This window comes from Cupriavidus basilensis (assembly GCF_000876015.1).
GTDB classification, from domain to species: Bacteria; Pseudomonadota; Gammaproteobacteria; order Burkholderiales; family Burkholderiaceae; genus Cupriavidus; species Cupriavidus basilensis_B.
The window spans coordinates 278,321-293,415 of record NZ_BBQM01000015.1 but is presented as its reverse complement, the minus strand read 5'-3'; the positions used below and the strand labels follow the sequence as shown (position 1 = coordinate 293,415).

Sequence of the window (15,095 nt, the reverse complement as noted above, 5' to 3'; positions counted from 1 at the left end):
ATCGAGCACCCGGCTCCCACCGACAATGGAAAAAGAAAATCCAATCAGGACTTTCCATTACGCACCAATCCGGGTATATTTCGTTTCGCGGGGTGGAGCAGTTGGCAGCTCGTCGGGCTCATAACCCGAAGGTCGCAGGTTCAAGTCCTGCCCCCGCAACCAGGATTCCAGCAAAGCCCGCACGGTTCACGCCGCGCGGGCTTTGTGCTTTCCGGCGGCTGCCGCGCGCCCGCGCATGCCCGGCCCGCCGGCCAGGCATGCGCGGGCGTGGCCGTTCAGACCGGCAGGCCCTTGGCCCGCAGCACGGCGTCGAAGCGCTCGCGGTCGGCGGTGCCGGTGCGGTTGGATTCGCGGATCTGCGCTTCCTTCTCCAGGTGGGCGCGGGTCTTGCGCAGTACGTCGGCCGCCTCGGCCGCCGGCACCGCGATCACGCCGTCGGCGTCGCCGATCACGAGGTCGCCCGGCATCACCACCAGCCCGGCGCACGACACCGGCACGTTGATCTCGCCCGGGCCGTCCTTGCTCGGGCCGCGGTGGGTGTGGCCCCTGGCGAAGATCGGCATGCCCTCCTCGGCCCACTCGCACAGGTCGCGCACGGCGCCGTCGATCACCAGGCCGCCGAGCTTGCGGGCCACGCAGGTGGTGCGCATCAGGCCGCCGACCAGCGCCTGCGTCACGTCGCCGCCGCCGTCGATGACCAGCACGTCGCCGGCCTCCACCATCATCAGCGCCTTGTGGATCATCAGGTTGTCGCCGGGCCGCACGCGCACCGTGACGGCCGGGCCGCACAGCACGGTATCGAGCCGCGCGTGGTACTGGCGCAGGCCGATGGCGCCCACGTTGCGGCTCATGGCGTCGCCCACGGCGGCCACCGGCATGTCGCGGAAGGCCGCCACGAGGTCGGCCGCGGGACCGGCCGCGCGCGGGTTGATGCGGTAGCCGGCTGGCCACTGGACGGGTTGGGATTCGGTGCTCATGGGCGTCTCCAGGTTCGGTTTTCGGTTGGGCCGGGGCGGATCAGCGCAGCGCCTCGCAGGCCGCGCGCAGGCGGCGCATGCCTTCGCGCAGCTGCGCCTCGGAGGTGGCGAACGAGATGCGGAAGAACGGCGACATGCCATACGCGGCGCCCTGCAGCACGGCCAGGTTCTGCGACTCCAGCAGGTAGAGCACGAAATCGTTGTCGGTCTCGATGACCTTGCCCTCCGGCGTGCGCTTGCCGATCACGCCCGCGCACGACGGATAGACGTAGAACGCGCCTTCGGGCGAGTGGCAGGTGATGCCCGGCATGCTGGACAGCTCGGCCACCACCATGTCGCGCCGCGACTGGAAGATGCGCGTGCGCTCGGCGATGAAGTCCTGCGGGCCGTTCAGCGCCTCGAGCGCGGCGGCCTGGCTGATCGACGACGGGTTCGACGTGCTCTGCGACTGCAGCTTGACCATCGCCTTGACCAGCTCGGCCGGCGCGCCGCCGTAGCCGATGCGCCAGCCGGTCATCGCATACGCCTTGGAGACGCCGTTGATGGTCAGCGTGCGCGCCTTCAGGGCCGGCTCGACCTCGGCGATGGTGCAGAACTTGCGGCCGTCGTAGAGGATGTGCTCGTAGATGTCGTCGGTCATCACCCACACGTGCGGATGGCGCATCAGCACCTCGGCCAGCGCCTTGAGCTCGGCATGGGTGTAGGCCGCGCCGCTGGGGTTGTTGGGCGCGTTGAGCACCAGCCAGCGCGTGCGCGGCGTGATGGCGCGCTCCAGGTCCTCCGGGCGCAGCTTGAAGCCGTTCTCGGGCGGGCACGGCACGAACACCGGCGTGCCGTCGGCCAGCAGCACGATGTCCGGGTACGACACCCAGTACGGCGCCGGAACGATGACCTCCACGCCCGTGTCCACCGTGCACATCAGCGCGTTGAAGATGATCTGCTTGCCGCCGGTGCCGACGATGATCTCGCTGGCGGCGTAGTCGAGGTTGTTGTCGCGGCGGAACTTGGCGGCGATGGCCGCCTTCAGTTCGGGCGTGCCGCCCACGTCGGTGTACTTGGTGCGCGAGGCGGCCATCGCGCGCGTGGCGGCTTCGCAGACATGCTGGGGCGTGTCGAAGTCGGGCTCGCCGGAGGTCAGGCCGACGATGTCGCGGCCGGCGGCGCGCAGTTCGCGCGCGCGTTGTCCGGCCATCGAGCTCGGCGACGGTTTGATGCGGTTGAGGCGGGCGGCAATGAAAGTCATGATGCGGGCGGTTCCAGGTTGAGAGGGCGATCGAGGTTCGGGGTTCGGGGTTCGGGGCGGGCTCAGGCCAGCTTGCGGTGGTGGCGCAGGTACGGCACCAGCCCGCCGGCCGCGCGGATGGTCAGCACGATGTCAGGCACGGGCTCGCACGCGATGCGCCGCGCCGGCGCCGCGTGCGCTGCATGCGCCGGAGAGCCGACCAGCAGCTCGGCGCTGGCGCCGTCCAGGCGCAGCGCCAGGGCATCGCCTTCGGCAATGCCCGCGGTATCGGCGGTGATCAGCAGCAGGCCGTTGTTGATGGCGTTGCGCCAGTAGGTGCGCGCGAAGCTGCGCGCCACCACCACGCGGATGCCCGCGGCCAGCACCACCGTGACCGCGACTTCCATCGCGGAGCCGCAGCCGAAGTTGTGGCCGGCCACCAGGATGTCGCCATCGGCGACGCTGGCGGCGAAGGCGGGATCGAGGTCTTCCAGCAGGTAGCGGCGCAGCACCCGCGGATCGAGGCTGTCCTTCTTGCGGCTGGAGGCGATCAGGTAGTCGGTGTTGATGTCGTCGCCGAGCAGGCGCGCGCGGCCGTGGATGCGCTCGGCGCCGTCCGGCGACCGCCGCGATTGCTGCTGTTCTTGCTGCTGCTGTTGTTGCGCTATCTGCTGCATCGTCTGCTGCTCGGTTTGCTGCTCGGTTTGCTGCTGCGTTCACTGCATGGCTGGCATCGGGGGCCGCACCTGGGCCTCACGGCGCGAGGTCGCGCGGATCCACCAGGTGGCCGGTGACGGCCGCGCCCGCGCACGCGCGCGGCGACGCCAGGAAGATCTCCGACTGCCGGTTGCCCATGCGCCCCTTGAAATTGCGGTTGGCGGTGGAGATCACGCGCATGCCGTCGGCGGGAATGCTGCCGCAGGTGCCGCAGCACGCGCCGCAGCCGGGCGGCTGGATCTGCGCGCCGAGCGCCTCGAACTCGGCCAGCATGCCGCTGCCCGCCAGCTCGGCGCGCACCGTCTCGGAGGCCGGCGTCACCACCAGCCGCACGCCGGGCGCCACGCCGCCGCCGGCGCGCAGCACGTCCAGCGCCTCGCGGTAGTCCTTGCTGCGTCCGCCCGTGCAGGTGCCGAGGTAGACCATGTCGACGCGGGTCGCCGGCGCCTGGGCGAGGTCGATCACGCCGTCCACGCGGTGCGGCAGCGCCACCTGCGGGACGACGGCGCCGAGGTCGAAGTCGAGCGTGCCGGCGTAGGCCGCGTCCGGGTCCGCCGCGGCCGGCTCGTAGGGCTCGCGCGCGCGGCCCGACAACCAGGCCGCGGTGCGCGCGTCGAACGGGAACAGGCCCGCCTTGGCGCCCATCTCCACCGACATGTTGGCCAGCACGATGCGGTCGTCCATGTCGAGCGCGGCCACGCCGGGCCCGGCGAATTCCAGCGCCAGGTAGTTGGCGCCGCCCGCGCCGATGCGCCGCGCCATCGCCAGCGCGAGGTCCTTGGCCGAGGCATGGGCCGGCAGCGCGCCATGCAGGCGGATGCGCAGCGAACCCGGCACCTTCAGCCACAGCTGGTTGCATTGCAGGATGCCGGCCAGGTCGGAAGAGCCGATGCCCGAGCCGAAGGCGTTGAGCGCGCCGTAGCTCACGGCGTGCGAGTCGGCGCCCACCGCCAGCGTGCCCGGCAGCACCCGGCCGCGTTCCAGCATCAACTGGTGGCCGATGCCCTCGCCCGCTTCGAACAGGCCCACGCCGTGCGCCAGCGCATAGGCCCGCGCCACTTCCTGCAAGGCCAGCGCGCGCGCGCCGGAGGTGGCGCCGTAGTGGTCGAGCGCGAACACCAGCCGCTCGGGCGCCGCCGGCGGCGGCAGCGGCTCGCCCTCGGGCTGCATCTGGCGGAAGTAGTCCAGCGCCATCGGGATCGAGCCGTCGGTGCCCATGACGGCGTGCGGCGCGCAGATGGCGAGGTCGCCGGCGCGCACGTCGCGGCCGCCGGCGCGCGACAGCAGCTTCTCGGCCAGCGTGCGGCCCGGGGATTGGTCGGTGTTCGCCATCGTGTCGGTCGGGAGGAAGGGGCGGCGGCGCGGGGTCAGTTGAGCTTGATGTTGGCGGTCTTGACCACCTTGCCCCACTTCTCGTGCTCGGACTGGATCAGCCGCGCGAACGCCTCGGGCGGGCCGCCGACCGGCTCCACGCCCAGCTGCACCAGCTTCTCCCTGACCTCGTCGGTGGCCAGGATGCGGTCGATGGCGCGGTTGAGCTTGAGCACGATCGCGCGCGGGGTGCCGGCCGGCGCCACGATGCCGCACCACGACAGCGACTCGTAGCCCTTGAAGCCGGCCTCGTCCACGGTCGGCACGTTGGGCAGGCCGGGCAGGCGCTTGCGGCTGGTCACGGCCAGCGCGCGCAGCTTGCCCTGCTGCACGAAGCCGATGGAGGACGGCGCGTTGTCGAACAGCATCGTCACCTGTCCGCCCAGCAGGTCGGTCAGCGCGGCGGAACTGCCCTTGTAGGGCACGTGCAGGATGTCCACGCCCGACATCGCCTTGAACAGCTCGCCCGACAGGTGGGTGGAGCTGCCCGGGCCCGACGAGGCGAAGCTCAGCGTGCCCGGCTTGCTCTTGGCCAGCGCCACCAGCTCCGACACGGTGGTGGCCGGCAGGCTCGGCGAGACCACCAGGATGTTGGCGTTCTGCGTGACGTAGCTCACCGGCACGAAATCCCGGGCCACGTCGTAGTTCATGCGGCTGTAGAGATGGTCGTTGATCGAGAGCACGCCGGTGGCGCCCATCAGCAGCGTGTAGCCGTCCGCGGGCGACTTGGCCACCAGCTCGGCGCCGATGTTGCCGCTGGCGCCGGCGCGGTTGTCCACCAGGAACGGCTGCTTGAACTGCTGCGCCAGCTTCTCGGCGACGATGCGCGCCACCACGTCGGTCGAGCCGCCCGGGGCGAACGGCACCACGATGCGCACCGCCTTGTTGGGATAAGCGTCGTCGGCGGCGCCGTCGGCCGCGGCGGCCAGGCATGGCAAACAGGCAAGCAGTACTGCGCTAAGGCGGATCAGGCGCTTCATCGGGGGTCCTTGGTGGGGGGAAGAAGGTGTCGCTGTGCTGGCTTCGGGCTTTCTTGTCTTTTTGTCGTTCGCCACGCAGTACCGCCGCCGTGGATGAAGAACGATTCTAGGGACGCCGATTAATCCAGACAAACGAATTTATCTTGCCGATTTTTCTGAAAAGCTGAAAAATAGGCTGGCGCGCCACCCCCGCGCCGCCACCTACGCTCCGGACCCCGCCCCATGCGCCACAACGTCACCCTCAAGCAACTGCGCTGCTTCCTCGCCGTGGCCGATACCGGCTCGTTCACCGCGGCGGCGCTGCGCCTGTGCATGACCCAGTCCGCGCTCACCGCCACCATCCAGCAGCTCGAAGAAGCGGTGGACCTGAAGATGTTCGACCGCACCACGCGGCGCGTGGCGCTGACCCAGCACGCCGAGCGCTTCCGCCCCGAGGCGGAGAGGGTCGTCAACGGCTTCGACAGCTCGGTCTACGACCTGATGGCGCTGGCGCAGGGCAACCGCGGCCACCTGCGCATCGGCGCGGCCACCTCGGTCATCAACCTGTTCCTGGTCAGCGCCATCCCGCGCTTTCGCGAGACCTACCCCGAGATCACCATCTCGCTGCGCAACCCCGCCGCGCGCCAGGCCGAGCGGCTGGTGCTCGAAGGCGAGGTGGACTTCGCCATCGACAGCAAGTACCAGGGCCACGAGGGCCTGCACTACACCCCGCTGCTGTCCGACTGCTACGGCGTGGCCTGCCACCGCGACCTGCCGCTCGCGCACCTGGGCCGGCCGCTGCGCTGGGCCGACCTGCCGCCCGCCCAGTACATCGGCTTCAACGCGGACACCGGCATCGGCCACTTCCTGCGCAGCCACGCCACGCACTGGCCCGTGCTGGGCGGCGCGCACGACGAGGTGGAAAGCACGGGCGCGCTGTTCGCCATGCTCGGCACCGGCAAGCAATACTCGGTGCTGCCCGCGCTGGCCTACCAGGGCCACGCCTATCCGGGACTGGTCTTCCTCGAACTGCACGAGCCGCGCCTGTCGCGCGAGATCTGCGTGATCACCCGGCCGCTGCGCTCGCTGTCGCCGAGCGCGCAGCGCCTGCTCGGCGTGCTGCTCGACGACATCCGCCGCCAGCCGCTGCCGCCCGGCGTGACGCTGGCGGCGCCGGCGGCGCAGGAGTGAGGTGATTGCCGGCCGACTGCGCGCATGTCGCCACATGCATTTCCACACGGGCGCTAGCAATCGCCCTCATCGCAGAGTCCATACATGCCGGCAAATGGATCGTGCCATTTATATTTCCCGTAGAACAGGCTAACCACATCACCGGTATCCCAGAACAGGGTCGCCGCGCCTCCCGAGGATAGCTTCCACGTTCCACGCGTGTTGTCGCTGAAGGCAACCGTTCCTTTTGCATGGCACGGCGAGTAGCGATCATGCGCGCCCAGCTTCGCCGGGACAGGATAAGCCCTGGAAAAATACTGGCGCACCTGTGCCGCTGTCGGCCGGAATGCTCTGCACCCCCCGGACGGCGGGTCATCCTGTATGTCGCTCGCCCCGGCTAGTTCGACCGAGACATTTTTTACCGTCCGAGAAAAGGCCGATGGTGGCATACAAGCCAGATAAACAAGAACAGCCCAGGTCAAATATTTCAACGATCCCATTTTGCTGTCCTTGCCTCCGATTTCACTTTGTATGAAAGATCCGGATGCCGATAAACTTCCTGCATAGAAGTACCCAGCGTCTCGGATAACTCCCTGACCAACCATTCCAGAGATGCATTCTGCTGACTTGTCACTGGCTCATAGATTGCATCCTCGCCTTCGCCGGATATTGCTTTTCCAACCAGCTCGATGCCAACAGAATCGAAATTGGATGGGTATCTTTCTGGAAATTTCTTTTTGTGCTCTCGTCTCGACAGCTTCTTGTACTTGTTTCGCATTGAATATGCGGTCTTGAACTCCTCTGGCGAACAAGCCTTCGTGGCGACGCACCGGGACTTCAATTTCCCAACGTGACTGGTACCCCTGAGTAGTGAAGCCGTCTGATAGATAACACCACTTTTGTCGATCAGGAAATGGGCCCCATTGGCACCCGCTTCCTTATAGCTTTCAAACGCACTATTCGCGGTAGACCCTCCGGTTTGATGGACGACAATGCCATTGACCTTCTCCATTGGCCCGTTCTCGATTGCCGGAAAGATCTTCACGATGACGCGCTCCGCGTCCACATGGCCCTGCTTTGATATGAACAGCATGAAGTCTCCTATTCCATGATTCCTTCTATGTTGATCCGATCTGCGTCGTGAACGCATGCCCCATGCGCGATCCCGACGGCCAAACCTATCAAACATCAGAAATTGGATATATTGGACCCGTCTGATTTTCAATCGCGGCTTGCTTTTGCCATTTCCACGCGGTGAAACCGCTGCGACAAAATCGAAGATGCCGGTCCGCTGTTCGCGATAGCGCGCGGAAGAGGCCAATCTCCGCCGCGCGCGCCGCCTGCAGCCGCGCGGGGATTGGCCTACCATGCAACCCTCACCAACCACCGATCACCAAGGAGCGGCAAGATGGATTACGTGCGGTTTGGCTCGACAGGACTGAAGGTTTCGCGGCTGTGCCTGGGTTGCATGACCTACGGCGTGCCCGAGCGCGGCAACCACCCGTGGACGCTGGGCGAGGAAGCCAGCCGTCCGCTGCTCCGCCAGGCACTGGACGCCGGCATCAACTTCTTCGACACCGCCAACGTCTACTCGGACGGCACCTCGGAGGAAATCGTCGGGCGCGCGCTCAAGGATTTCGCGCACCGCGACGACGTGGTGATCGCCACCAAGGTGCACGGACGCATGCGGCCCGGTCCCAACGGCGCGGGGCTGTCGCGCCGGGCCATCCTGGCGGAGATCGACCACAGCCTGCGCCGGCTCGGCACCGACTACGTGGACCTGTACCAGATCCACCGCTGGGACCCGGCCACGCCGATCGAGGAAACGCTGGAAGCGCTGCACGACGTGGTCAAGGCCGGCAAGGCGCGCTATATCGGCGCCTCGTCGATGTTCGCGTGGCAGTTCTCGCGCGCCATCCACACCTCGCGCCAGCGCGGCTGGACGCAGTTCGCCAGCATGCAGGACCACGTGAACCTGCTCAACCGGGAAGAGGAGCGCGAGATGCTGCCGCTGTGCGCGGCCGAGGGCATCGCGGTGATGCCGTGGAGCCCGCTGGCGCGCGGCCGGCTGACGCGGCCGTGGCATGCCGGCAGCGCGCGCGAGGCCAGCGACGAGTTCGGCAAGACGCTGTACCGCGGCGCCGAGGATGCGGACCGCGCCGTGGTGGAGCAGGTGCACGCCATCGCGCGGGCGCGCGGCGTGCCGGCGGCGCAGGTCGCGCTGGCGTGGCTGCTGCAGAAGCCGGGCATCACCTCGCCCATCGTGGGCGCGTCCAAGCCGCATCATCTCGAAGACGCCGTGGCCGCGCTGTCGCTCGGGCTGAGCGCCGAGGAAATCCAGGCGCTGGAAGCGCCCTACGTGCCGCACGAGCCGGTCGGGTTCTAGCCCCGGAGCGGCCCGCGGCGGCAGATCAAGGCATCAAGACTTGCCGGCCGCCGCCGGCTCGCGCGCGACCAGCCGCAGCCCGCTGGCGATGCTGGCCACGCCGGCAAAGCCCGCGCCCAGCGCCAGCGCCAGCGTCGGCCCGTGGTGCCCGGCGATGCTGAAGCACAGCGCCACCAGCGCGGCGCCGGTGGCCTGGCCCAGCAGGCGCACGGTGGCGATGGTGCCGCTGGCGCCGCCGGCGCGCTCGCGCGGCGCGCTGGACATCAGCGCCTTGAGGTTGGGCGACTGGAAGAAGCCGAAGCCGGCGCCGCAGATCGCCATGCGGATGCCGATGTCGAGCGCGCTCGGTTGCGCCGGCATCAGCGCCAGCGAGGCCATGCCCGCGCTCAGCACCGCCAGCCCCACGCCGCCCAGCAGGCCCGGCGGATAGCGGTCCGACAGCCGCCCGGCGATGGGCGCCATCAGCGCCACCACCGCCGACCACGGCGTCATCAGGAAGCCGGTCTCGATCGGGCTGCGCCCCAGCACGCTCTCGAAGAAGAACGGCAGCGACACGAAGGCCAGGCCCTGCGCGGCGAACGAGCACACCGCGGTCATCGCCGACAGCGCGAACATCGGCCGCTTCATCAGGTCCACCGGCAGCATCGGCGCGGGATGGCCGCGCTCGCGGCGCAGCAGCAGCACGAAGGCCACCGCGAACACCACCAGCGCCGTCAGCGACTGCGCCGCCGGCGCGCGCTGCGCGCCCTCGCCCAGCGCGAAGATCAGCGAGGCGAAGGTAAGCACGTTGAGCCCGGCCGCCACGCGGTCGAAGCGGTGCGTGCTGCGCGCGGTCTGCGGCAGCGTGGGCCACGCCGCGGCCAGCGCGAGCAGGCCGATCGGCAGGTTGACGGCGAACAGCCAGGGCCACGGCCCCAGCGAGAGGATCAGCGACGCCACCGTGGGCCCGACCGCGAACGACACGCCCACCACCAGCGCGTTCAGCCCCACGCCGCGCCCGAGCCGGTGCGGCGGGAAGATCGCGCTGACCAGCGCCGCGTTCACGCTCATGATGGCGCTCGCGCCCACGCCCTGCAGCAGGCGCGCGGCCGCCAGCGAGGGCAGCGACCACGACAGCGCGCACACCACCGAGGACACGATGAACAGCATCAGCCCGCCCAGGTAGACGCGCCGGTGCCCGATGATGCCGCCCAGCGCCGCGAACGGCAGCACCGTGGCGACCATCGCCAGCTGGTAGGCATTGATGATCCAGACGGAGGCCGCCGGCGTGGCGTGCAGGTCGGCCGCGATGGCCGGCAGCGCGGTGTTGGCGATCGCCGTGTCCAGCGTGGCGAGCGAAACCGCCAGCAGCATGGCGGCCATGCCGCGGCGTTCGATGGATGTCATGGGCGCGTCTGCGGCGCGCGCTGCCAGATTGGAGTCCGCTGTGTTCGACACTGTCTTTACCGGTAACCGCTTCGGGCGTGCCGCGCGTGCGTCGCGTGCCATGCGCCCGCCATGTCTGATACATGGACCGCGGCTCGGCGCTGGGGGCCGGCCGAAAGCCGCGGCAAGCCGACACGATAAGGGAAAACGCGAATATCTGCTGGCTTGCCGGCCGCGCCGGCGCCGCGAGGCGGTCCGCGCGGCCGCGGCGCGCGCGCCGGCCGGCCCGGGAACCCGCGCTCCGCCCGCGGGTCCCGCGCCGCGGAGCCAGTCCGTCGCCACGCCCGGCGGGAGCAGCGCGAGCCGCACCGGCCATCCGGCGCCGACTGGGATTTTCCCTTGGTTTGCGGCCGCAAGCGCAGTCCCCTGCCTTTTCCGGCCCGCGCCGCGCCGCGCGCGCTTCGCCGGTGCCACCTTTGTCTGCTAATGTCTGACCCGCAGGAAAACCGGGGGAGGAGAGACCGCCGGTCCCGCGCCGCCCGGGCCGGCCAAGCACCGGCCCCTGGCCTGCGGCAATGCCCAAAGACAGGAGACAAGACAATGCGGCCCAAGGCCCTAGAACCGACCGAATCCGTGCTGCTCGCCCTCATGGCGAGCGTGCGCGAATGGCAGCGCGCGCTCGACCAGACCCTTTCGGAGGTCGGCCTCGACTATCCCGGCTGGCTGCTGCTGCGCGCCATCCGCCAGGAGGAGTTCGTGCGCCACGCACCCTATGCCGGCCTGATGCCGATCCCGGTGGCGCAGTCCGAGTCCATGCTCGGCCCGCTGCAGGCGGAAGGCTGGATCGCGCTCGACGCGGCCGGCACGCCCTTCATCCCCGACACGGCGCTGCCGCGCATCGACCGCGTGTACAGCGCGCTGAAGGCGCTGCACTCGGTTTCGCTGGCGCCGTTCAGCAGCGAGGAGCGCGCCGTGCTCACCGCGTCGCTGCTGCGCATGAAGGCCACCCTGCACGACCACTGCGTGCGCCGCGGCCGCCAGGCCGTGCGCCAGGTCGAGATGCAGTTCTGACCCCGGCGGGAAATACGATGACGGCTGGAGGATCGGCGCGACAGGATCCGCGCGGCAACGTGACCGGCGTGCGGAACGATGTCCGCGTGGCGCGAAATGGCGGCCCGGGTGATCCGGCAACCGCGCCGGCAACCGCGCCGGCAGCGAACGGCACCGTGGGCGGCACCGTCGGCGAGGTGGCGGCACCAGCCATCACGCCCGCGAAAACCGTGAAAACGGCCGGCCCGAAGACCCGGAAACCGGATCGGGCAGGCCGTCGCGGCGGCGGCGGGAATGCCCCGCCGGCGGCGCCGCGCTCAGGCGCACTCAGGCGCGCCGCATCCGGCCTTCCTCAGGCCTTCTTCACCCATGCGCTGCACCAGCCCTTGCTGGCGACCTGCTTGCCGGCGAACAGCGGGCAGGCGCCACTGGCGTCGGTCGCCTTGCCCTGGAACAACTGGCAGTTGCCGCAGTGCTGGGTGGCGTCGTGCTTGGGATACTTGGCCTTGTCGACCTTGCTGGAGTCGGCCTTGTAGCCGAGTCCGACCGCTTGCGGGTCCTTCTCGTCCACCAGCGGCCCGCTGCCCTGCGCGCGCGCGGGGAGGGACAGCACCAGCGCACCGGCGGCGACGATCGGGATGCCTTTCAAGAAATGACGGCGTGATGACATCTTTTAATCCTTTTTTCTGTGGGGGAACAACCTGGGCAGGCCACGCGCGCAAGACGCGGCAAGGCCGGCAGCCATCGGCGCGCCATGCGGCACGCCCGATACCGGCTCGGCCGCGCGGCAGGCCGCCGCGGGCGCCAGACACACCCGCCACGGACCCACGCCGGCGCCTGAAGCCGGTACCCGATAGATTCTAGGCCAACGCGGCCGCGCGGCGCCGCGCGCGTGATGCGCGCGGCGGCCGCGCTTGACGCAGGGCAACATAACGCCGGGAAACCGCACGCCGGCGGCAAAAAACGGGTAGGGGAAAGAAAACGGCCGGCGCGCGGCAACACCACGCGCCGGCCGCGCGCCCATCCGCGCGTGGCGCGCGGGCAGCAGAGAAAGACGGCGGGATGAGCGGGTCGCCGCCTAGCGGCCCGGCCCCATGTCCACGATCGCGCCGTTGGGCGCCACCAGGTAGAAGTCCGCGCCCACGCCGACCCAGTGGCGTCCCTTGGGCGGCGCCGGCAGGTTGTACGCGCGCCAGTCGTCCACCACGTACTGGCGGTCGCGGTATTCGGCCGGGAGCCGGTCGCCCTTGTGCCAGCGCGGCGGCGTCATGCGGTCGTTGTTGCGGTCGTCGCCCGGCCCCGGGCCACTCGCCTGGGGCTGGTACTGATAGCCGCGCCCGCGGTCGGGCCCGGGCTGCGCGCTGCCCTGCGCCGAGGCCAGCAACCCGGCGGCGAGCAACAGGCCCGCCAGCAATCTGCTTTTCACGGTTTTTGTCATCGAGCACTCCTTTGGTCGGCCACGATAGCCGCGGTGGCCGCGCGGTGGCGGCGCGTCGACACATCGATCCGGGCACGCGCCATGCCACGAGCCGGCCACGCGCGCGGCAATCCGTCGCAATGGCGTGGTTCGCAACTTCGATGCCCGCTTCAAGGATAGTGGCTGCGGCGCATGGCGCCGGCGCCATGCGCCCGGACCGCCGCGCGCGGGCCACGGAAAGGCCACGGCAAGGATGGGCGGGGAGGTCGGTAAGAATTGCAACGGGCGCACAAACTGCACGGGCGGCCGGGGAGGCGCCGTGAAATCCGGGACGCTTGTGTTCTCCCCTACTCTCCCACAAGTGGGAGAGGGGAGCAAACCGCCGGCCATATGAGAAGCACCAGCGCGCGCCGGGCCCGCGGCATTCGCGAGCCCCTCGCCGCCCGACCGCCTCAGTCCAGCTTGAACTCGCCGACCGCGCCCTGCAGTTGCTGCGCCTGCTCGGCCAGCGCGGTGGACGCGGCGGCGGCCTGCTCCACCAGCGCCGCGTTCTGCTGCGTGACCGTGTCCATCTGCATCACCGCCTGGCTGACCTGGTCGATGCCGCTGCTCTGCTGCGCCGAGGCCACCGAGATTTCCTTGAGGATGACCGTCACCTGGCGCGAGGCCTCGACGATCTCGCGCATGGTCTCGCCGGCGTGCTCCACCCGCACGGAGCCGGTGCGCACCTGCTCGGCCGAATCGCCGATCAGGCCGCGGATTTCCTTGGCCGCCGCCGCGCTGCGCTGCGCCAGCGTGCGCACCTCGCCCGCCACCACGGCAAAGCCGCGGCCCTGCTCGCCGGCGCGCGCCGCTTCCACGGCCGCGTTGAGCGCCAGGATATTGGTCTGGAAGGCGATGCCCTCGATCACGTCGATGATGTCGACCACCTTCTTCGAGCTGGCGCTGATCGCATGCATGGTCTCCACCACCTCGCCGACCACGGCGCCGCCGCGCTCGGCGATCTGCGAAGCATTGGCCGCGAGGTCGTTGGCGGCATGCGCGCGCTCGGTGTTCTGGCGCACCATCGTGGTCAGTTCGCCCATGCTGGAGGCGGTTTCCTGCAGCGCCGCGGCCTGTTCCTCGGTGCGCTGCGAGAGGTCGGTGTTGCCCACCGCGATCTGCCGGGAGGCATCGGTGATGGAATCGGTCGATCCCTTGATGCGGCTGACCAGGTCGGTCAGCATGTCTTCCATCTCGCCCATGCCGCGCAGCAGGCGGCCGAACTCGCCGCCGCGCTCGGTCTCGAATTCCTGGCTCAGGTCGCCGGAGGCCACGGTCTCGGCAATATAGACCGCCTCGCCGAGCGGCTGCTCCACCCCGCGCGCGATGACGAAGGTGAAGACCACGGCGGCCAGCAGCGCGGCCCCCCACAAGCCGTACATCCACGCGCGGGCGGAAGACACGGCCTGCTCCAGGCCGCCCCCGGCGGCGTCCGGCAGGCTGCCCAGCCCCGCCACGATCCCCGCCGCCGCCAGTACCAGCACCACCGCGAAACCGGCGCCCAGGCGCGCGCGGATGCTCAGGTTGCCAAAGAACGCCATCGTTTCATCTCCCCGTTATCATGGACTTCGCCCGTTTCGTCACCCGGTTAACGACCGGACCGGAGAAGAACTTTAGGAAAATATTCGCGCGCCGCGGTGACAGGCCATTGCCACGGGACCCGCGCGGGGCGCGGGATTATAGCGGACGATCGCCACGCCGGGAATCTCCACCGGCAGAACAGTGAAATCCACTGGTGGACATAATGGCCGCGGCGCGCTGCCATGTCCTTCGCGCCAGTCCCGGATTCGCGCCGCCGCGGCACCCGGAAAATCGGAATCTCCCGACGCATTCCGGTTAATGTATCGACATTGGAAAATCCAATGTAGCAAGACATTATTGCAATGGGAATTGCCGCCCCGATTATTGCCGCACTCATCAATCGATCGCACCGGAATCGCGGCAGATGACATGAAATGGCGCCAGCGCGCCTCACGGAAAACCGGCGCCCGGCGGCCATGCCGACGCACGGATTCCGGCGCGCATCCGCCATCGCGCGGCACCCGCGGCGATGCGCGGTTCGGCCCGGAACGCCCGCGCCGGCGCGCTCCGCGCCCGCCTCCCACACCCCGCCGCGGCACCCCGGAAAAACCTCGCGGCCCGTCTTCCGATTTGCGTGGTGGTACGCATGTTGCATATGCCAGCACTTCGATATGAGGCCAGAGCATATTGGCCATTGCTTTATTGCCACCCGCTGGCTTGAACAACTTGTCGGATTTAAAGACCGCGGTGCAGGGCCATGAATCACGCAGCCGTTCCTGATTTAAAGGGAAAGGGAACGGATCGCGGGCATCCTGCACCACCGGAAAAACATGATTCCCTCTTGTGGTGCCCCCCCCCAGGCTCCCCACGAGGGCCATCTTTATAGTCCCCCAGGGAG

The 15,095-nt window shown here is 69.3% G+C and carries 14 protein-coding genes and 1 tRNA gene; 4 read left to right on the top strand and 11 right to left on the bottom strand.

The annotated features are described in order from the left end of the window. The first annotated feature begins 86 nt into the window (after window positions 1-86). Window positions 87-162, top strand: a tRNA-Met gene (locus tag KF708C_RS15240). Window positions 163-275: 113 nt separating this feature from the next. Here the strand turns inward: KF708C_RS15240 and KF708C_RS15235 are convergent. The 5 genes from KF708C_RS15235 to KF708C_RS15215 all read right to left on the bottom strand — a co-directional run bounded on the left by KF708C_RS15235 (window position 276) and on the right by KF708C_RS15215 (window position 5,267). After that, on the bottom strand, window positions 276-977 hold the full coding sequence (locus KF708C_RS15235; RefSeq protein ID WP_020201942.1) for an RraA family protein: 702 nt from the start codon (window positions 975-977) through the stop codon (window positions 276-278). Window positions 978-1,017: 40 nt separating this feature from the next. Continuing rightward, window positions 1,018-2,220, bottom strand: a complete 1,203-nt coding sequence (locus KF708C_RS15230) for an aspartate transaminase (protein WP_020201943.1) — start codon at window positions 2,218-2,220, stop codon at window positions 1,018-1,020. A gap of 62 nt (window positions 2,221-2,282) precedes the next feature. Next, window positions 2,283-2,876: a LeuD/DmdB family oxidoreductase small subunit gene (locus tag KF708C_RS15225; protein ID WP_082079573.1), complete on the bottom strand. Its 594-nt coding sequence runs from the start codon at window positions 2,874-2,876 to the stop codon at window positions 2,283-2,285. A gap of 76 nt (window positions 2,877-2,952) precedes the next feature. Next, a complete protein-coding gene (locus KF708C_RS15220; RefSeq protein ID WP_059412460.1) occupies window positions 2,953-4,248 on the bottom strand; it encodes a 3-isopropylmalate dehydratase large subunit in 1,296 nt (431 codons plus the stop codon). A 35-nt stretch (window positions 4,249-4,283) separates the two neighbouring features. Next, window positions 4,284-5,267 (bottom strand): Bug family tripartite tricarboxylate transporter substrate binding protein, encoded by a 984-nt coding sequence (locus tag KF708C_RS15215; RefSeq protein WP_059412459.1) that lies wholly within the window; start codon window positions 5,265-5,267, stop codon window positions 4,284-4,286. Between the two features lie 222 nt (window positions 5,268-5,489). Between KF708C_RS15215 and KF708C_RS15210 the strand changes: the two genes are divergently transcribed. After that, a complete protein-coding gene (locus tag KF708C_RS15210) occupies window positions 5,490-6,437 on the top strand; it encodes a LysR family transcriptional regulator (RefSeq protein ID WP_059412458.1) in 948 nt (315 codons plus the stop codon). A gap of 53 nt (window positions 6,438-6,490) precedes the next feature. Here the strand turns inward: KF708C_RS15210 and KF708C_RS35670 are convergent, their stop codons facing one another. Continuing rightward, a complete protein-coding gene (locus tag KF708C_RS35670; RefSeq protein ID WP_155888003.1) occupies window positions 6,491-6,916 on the bottom strand; it encodes a hypothetical protein in 426 nt (141 codons plus the stop codon). Next, a complete protein-coding gene (locus KF708C_RS34575; protein WP_082079571.1) occupies window positions 6,904-7,509 on the bottom strand; it encodes a peptidoglycan recognition protein family protein in 606 nt (201 codons plus the stop codon). The genes KF708C_RS35670 and KF708C_RS34575 overlap by 13 nt, the downstream gene beginning before the upstream one ends. 315 nt (window positions 7,510-7,824) lie before the next feature. Between KF708C_RS34575 and KF708C_RS15205 the strand changes: the two genes are divergently transcribed. Next, on the top strand, window positions 7,825-8,802 hold the full coding sequence (locus KF708C_RS15205) for an aldo/keto reductase (protein WP_029043375.1): 978 nt from the start codon (window positions 7,825-7,827) through the stop codon (window positions 8,800-8,802). 33 nt (window positions 8,803-8,835) lie between these two features. Here the strand turns inward: KF708C_RS15205 and KF708C_RS15200 are convergent, their stop codons facing one another. Next, complete coding sequence (locus tag KF708C_RS15200) at window positions 8,836-10,188, bottom strand: MFS transporter (protein WP_059412457.1); 1,353 nt, start codon at window positions 10,186-10,188, stop codon at window positions 8,836-8,838. 579 nt (window positions 10,189-10,767) lie between these two features. On the opposite strand from KF708C_RS15200, the gene KF708C_RS15195 reads away from it, so the two are divergent. Continuing rightward, window positions 10,768-11,238, top strand: a complete 471-nt coding sequence (locus tag KF708C_RS15195; RefSeq protein ID WP_059412456.1) for a hypothetical protein — start codon at window positions 10,768-10,770, stop codon at window positions 11,236-11,238. Window positions 11,239-11,569: 331 nt separating this feature from the next. On the opposite strand, the gene KF708C_RS15190 is transcribed toward KF708C_RS15195, so the two are convergent. The 3 genes from KF708C_RS15190 to KF708C_RS15180 form a co-directional block, all read right to left on the bottom strand. Next, a complete protein-coding gene (locus KF708C_RS15190; RefSeq protein WP_029043453.1) occupies window positions 11,570-11,887 on the bottom strand; it encodes a high-potential iron-sulfur protein in 318 nt (105 codons plus the stop codon). A gap of 408 nt (window positions 11,888-12,295) precedes the next feature. Next, window positions 12,296-12,643, bottom strand: coding sequence for an RcnB family protein (locus KF708C_RS15185; protein WP_231586492.1), 348 nt, complete (start codon window positions 12,641-12,643; stop codon window positions 12,296-12,298). Between the two features lie 443 nt (window positions 12,644-13,086). Further along, window positions 13,087-14,217 carry a methyl-accepting chemotaxis protein gene (locus tag KF708C_RS15180; protein WP_020202342.1) on the bottom strand — a complete coding sequence of 377 codons (1,131 nt, stop codon included), beginning with the start codon at window positions 14,215-14,217 and terminating at the stop codon, window positions 13,087-13,089. Between the last annotated feature and the right edge of the window lie 878 nt (window positions 14,218-15,095).

What these genes read in the sequence shown, in the direction of transcription:
- KF708C_RS15235 (WP_020201942.1), bottom strand. Translation starts at nt 977, where the DNA reads ATGAGCACCGAATCCCAACCCGTCCAGTGGCCAGCCGGCTACCGCATC.
- KF708C_RS15230 (WP_020201943.1), bottom strand. Translation starts at nt 2,220, where the DNA reads ATGACTTTCATTGCCGCCCGCCTCAACCGCATCAAACCGTCGCCGAGC.
- KF708C_RS15225 (WP_082079573.1), bottom strand. Translation starts at nt 2,876, where the DNA reads ATGCAGCAGATAGCGCAACAACAGCAGCAGCAAGAACAGCAGCAATCG.
- KF708C_RS15220 (WP_059412460.1), bottom strand. Translation starts at nt 4,248, where the DNA reads ATGGCGAACACCGACCAATCCCCGGGCCGCACGCTGGCCGAGAAGCTG.
- KF708C_RS15215 (WP_059412459.1), bottom strand. Translation starts at nt 5,267, where the DNA reads ATGAAGCGCCTGATCCGCCTTAGCGCAGTACTGCTTGCCTGTTTGCCA.
- KF708C_RS15210 (WP_059412458.1), top strand. Translation starts at nt 5,490, where the DNA reads ATGCGCCACAACGTCACCCTCAAGCAACTGCGCTGCTTCCTCGCCGTG.
- KF708C_RS35670 (WP_155888003.1), bottom strand. Translation starts at nt 6,916, where the DNA reads ATGGGATCGTTGAAATATTTGACCTGGGCTGTTCTTGTTTATCTGGCT.
- KF708C_RS34575 (WP_082079571.1), bottom strand. Translation starts at nt 7,509, where the DNA reads ATGCTGTTCATATCAAAGCAGGGCCATGTGGACGCGGAGCGCGTCATC.
- KF708C_RS15205 (WP_029043375.1), top strand. Translation starts at nt 7,825, where the DNA reads ATGGATTACGTGCGGTTTGGCTCGACAGGACTGAAGGTTTCGCGGCTG.
- KF708C_RS15200 (WP_059412457.1), bottom strand. Translation starts at nt 10,188, where the DNA reads ATGACATCCATCGAACGCCGCGGCATGGCCGCCATGCTGCTGGCGGTT.
- KF708C_RS15195 (WP_059412456.1), top strand. Translation starts at nt 10,768, where the DNA reads ATGCGGCCCAAGGCCCTAGAACCGACCGAATCCGTGCTGCTCGCCCTC.
- KF708C_RS15190 (WP_029043453.1), bottom strand. Translation starts at nt 11,887, where the DNA reads ATGTCATCACGCCGTCATTTCTTGAAAGGCATCCCGATCGTCGCCGCC.
- KF708C_RS15180 (WP_020202342.1), bottom strand. Translation starts at nt 14,217, where the DNA reads ATGGCGTTCTTTGGCAACCTGAGCATCCGCGCGCGCCTGGGCGCCGGT.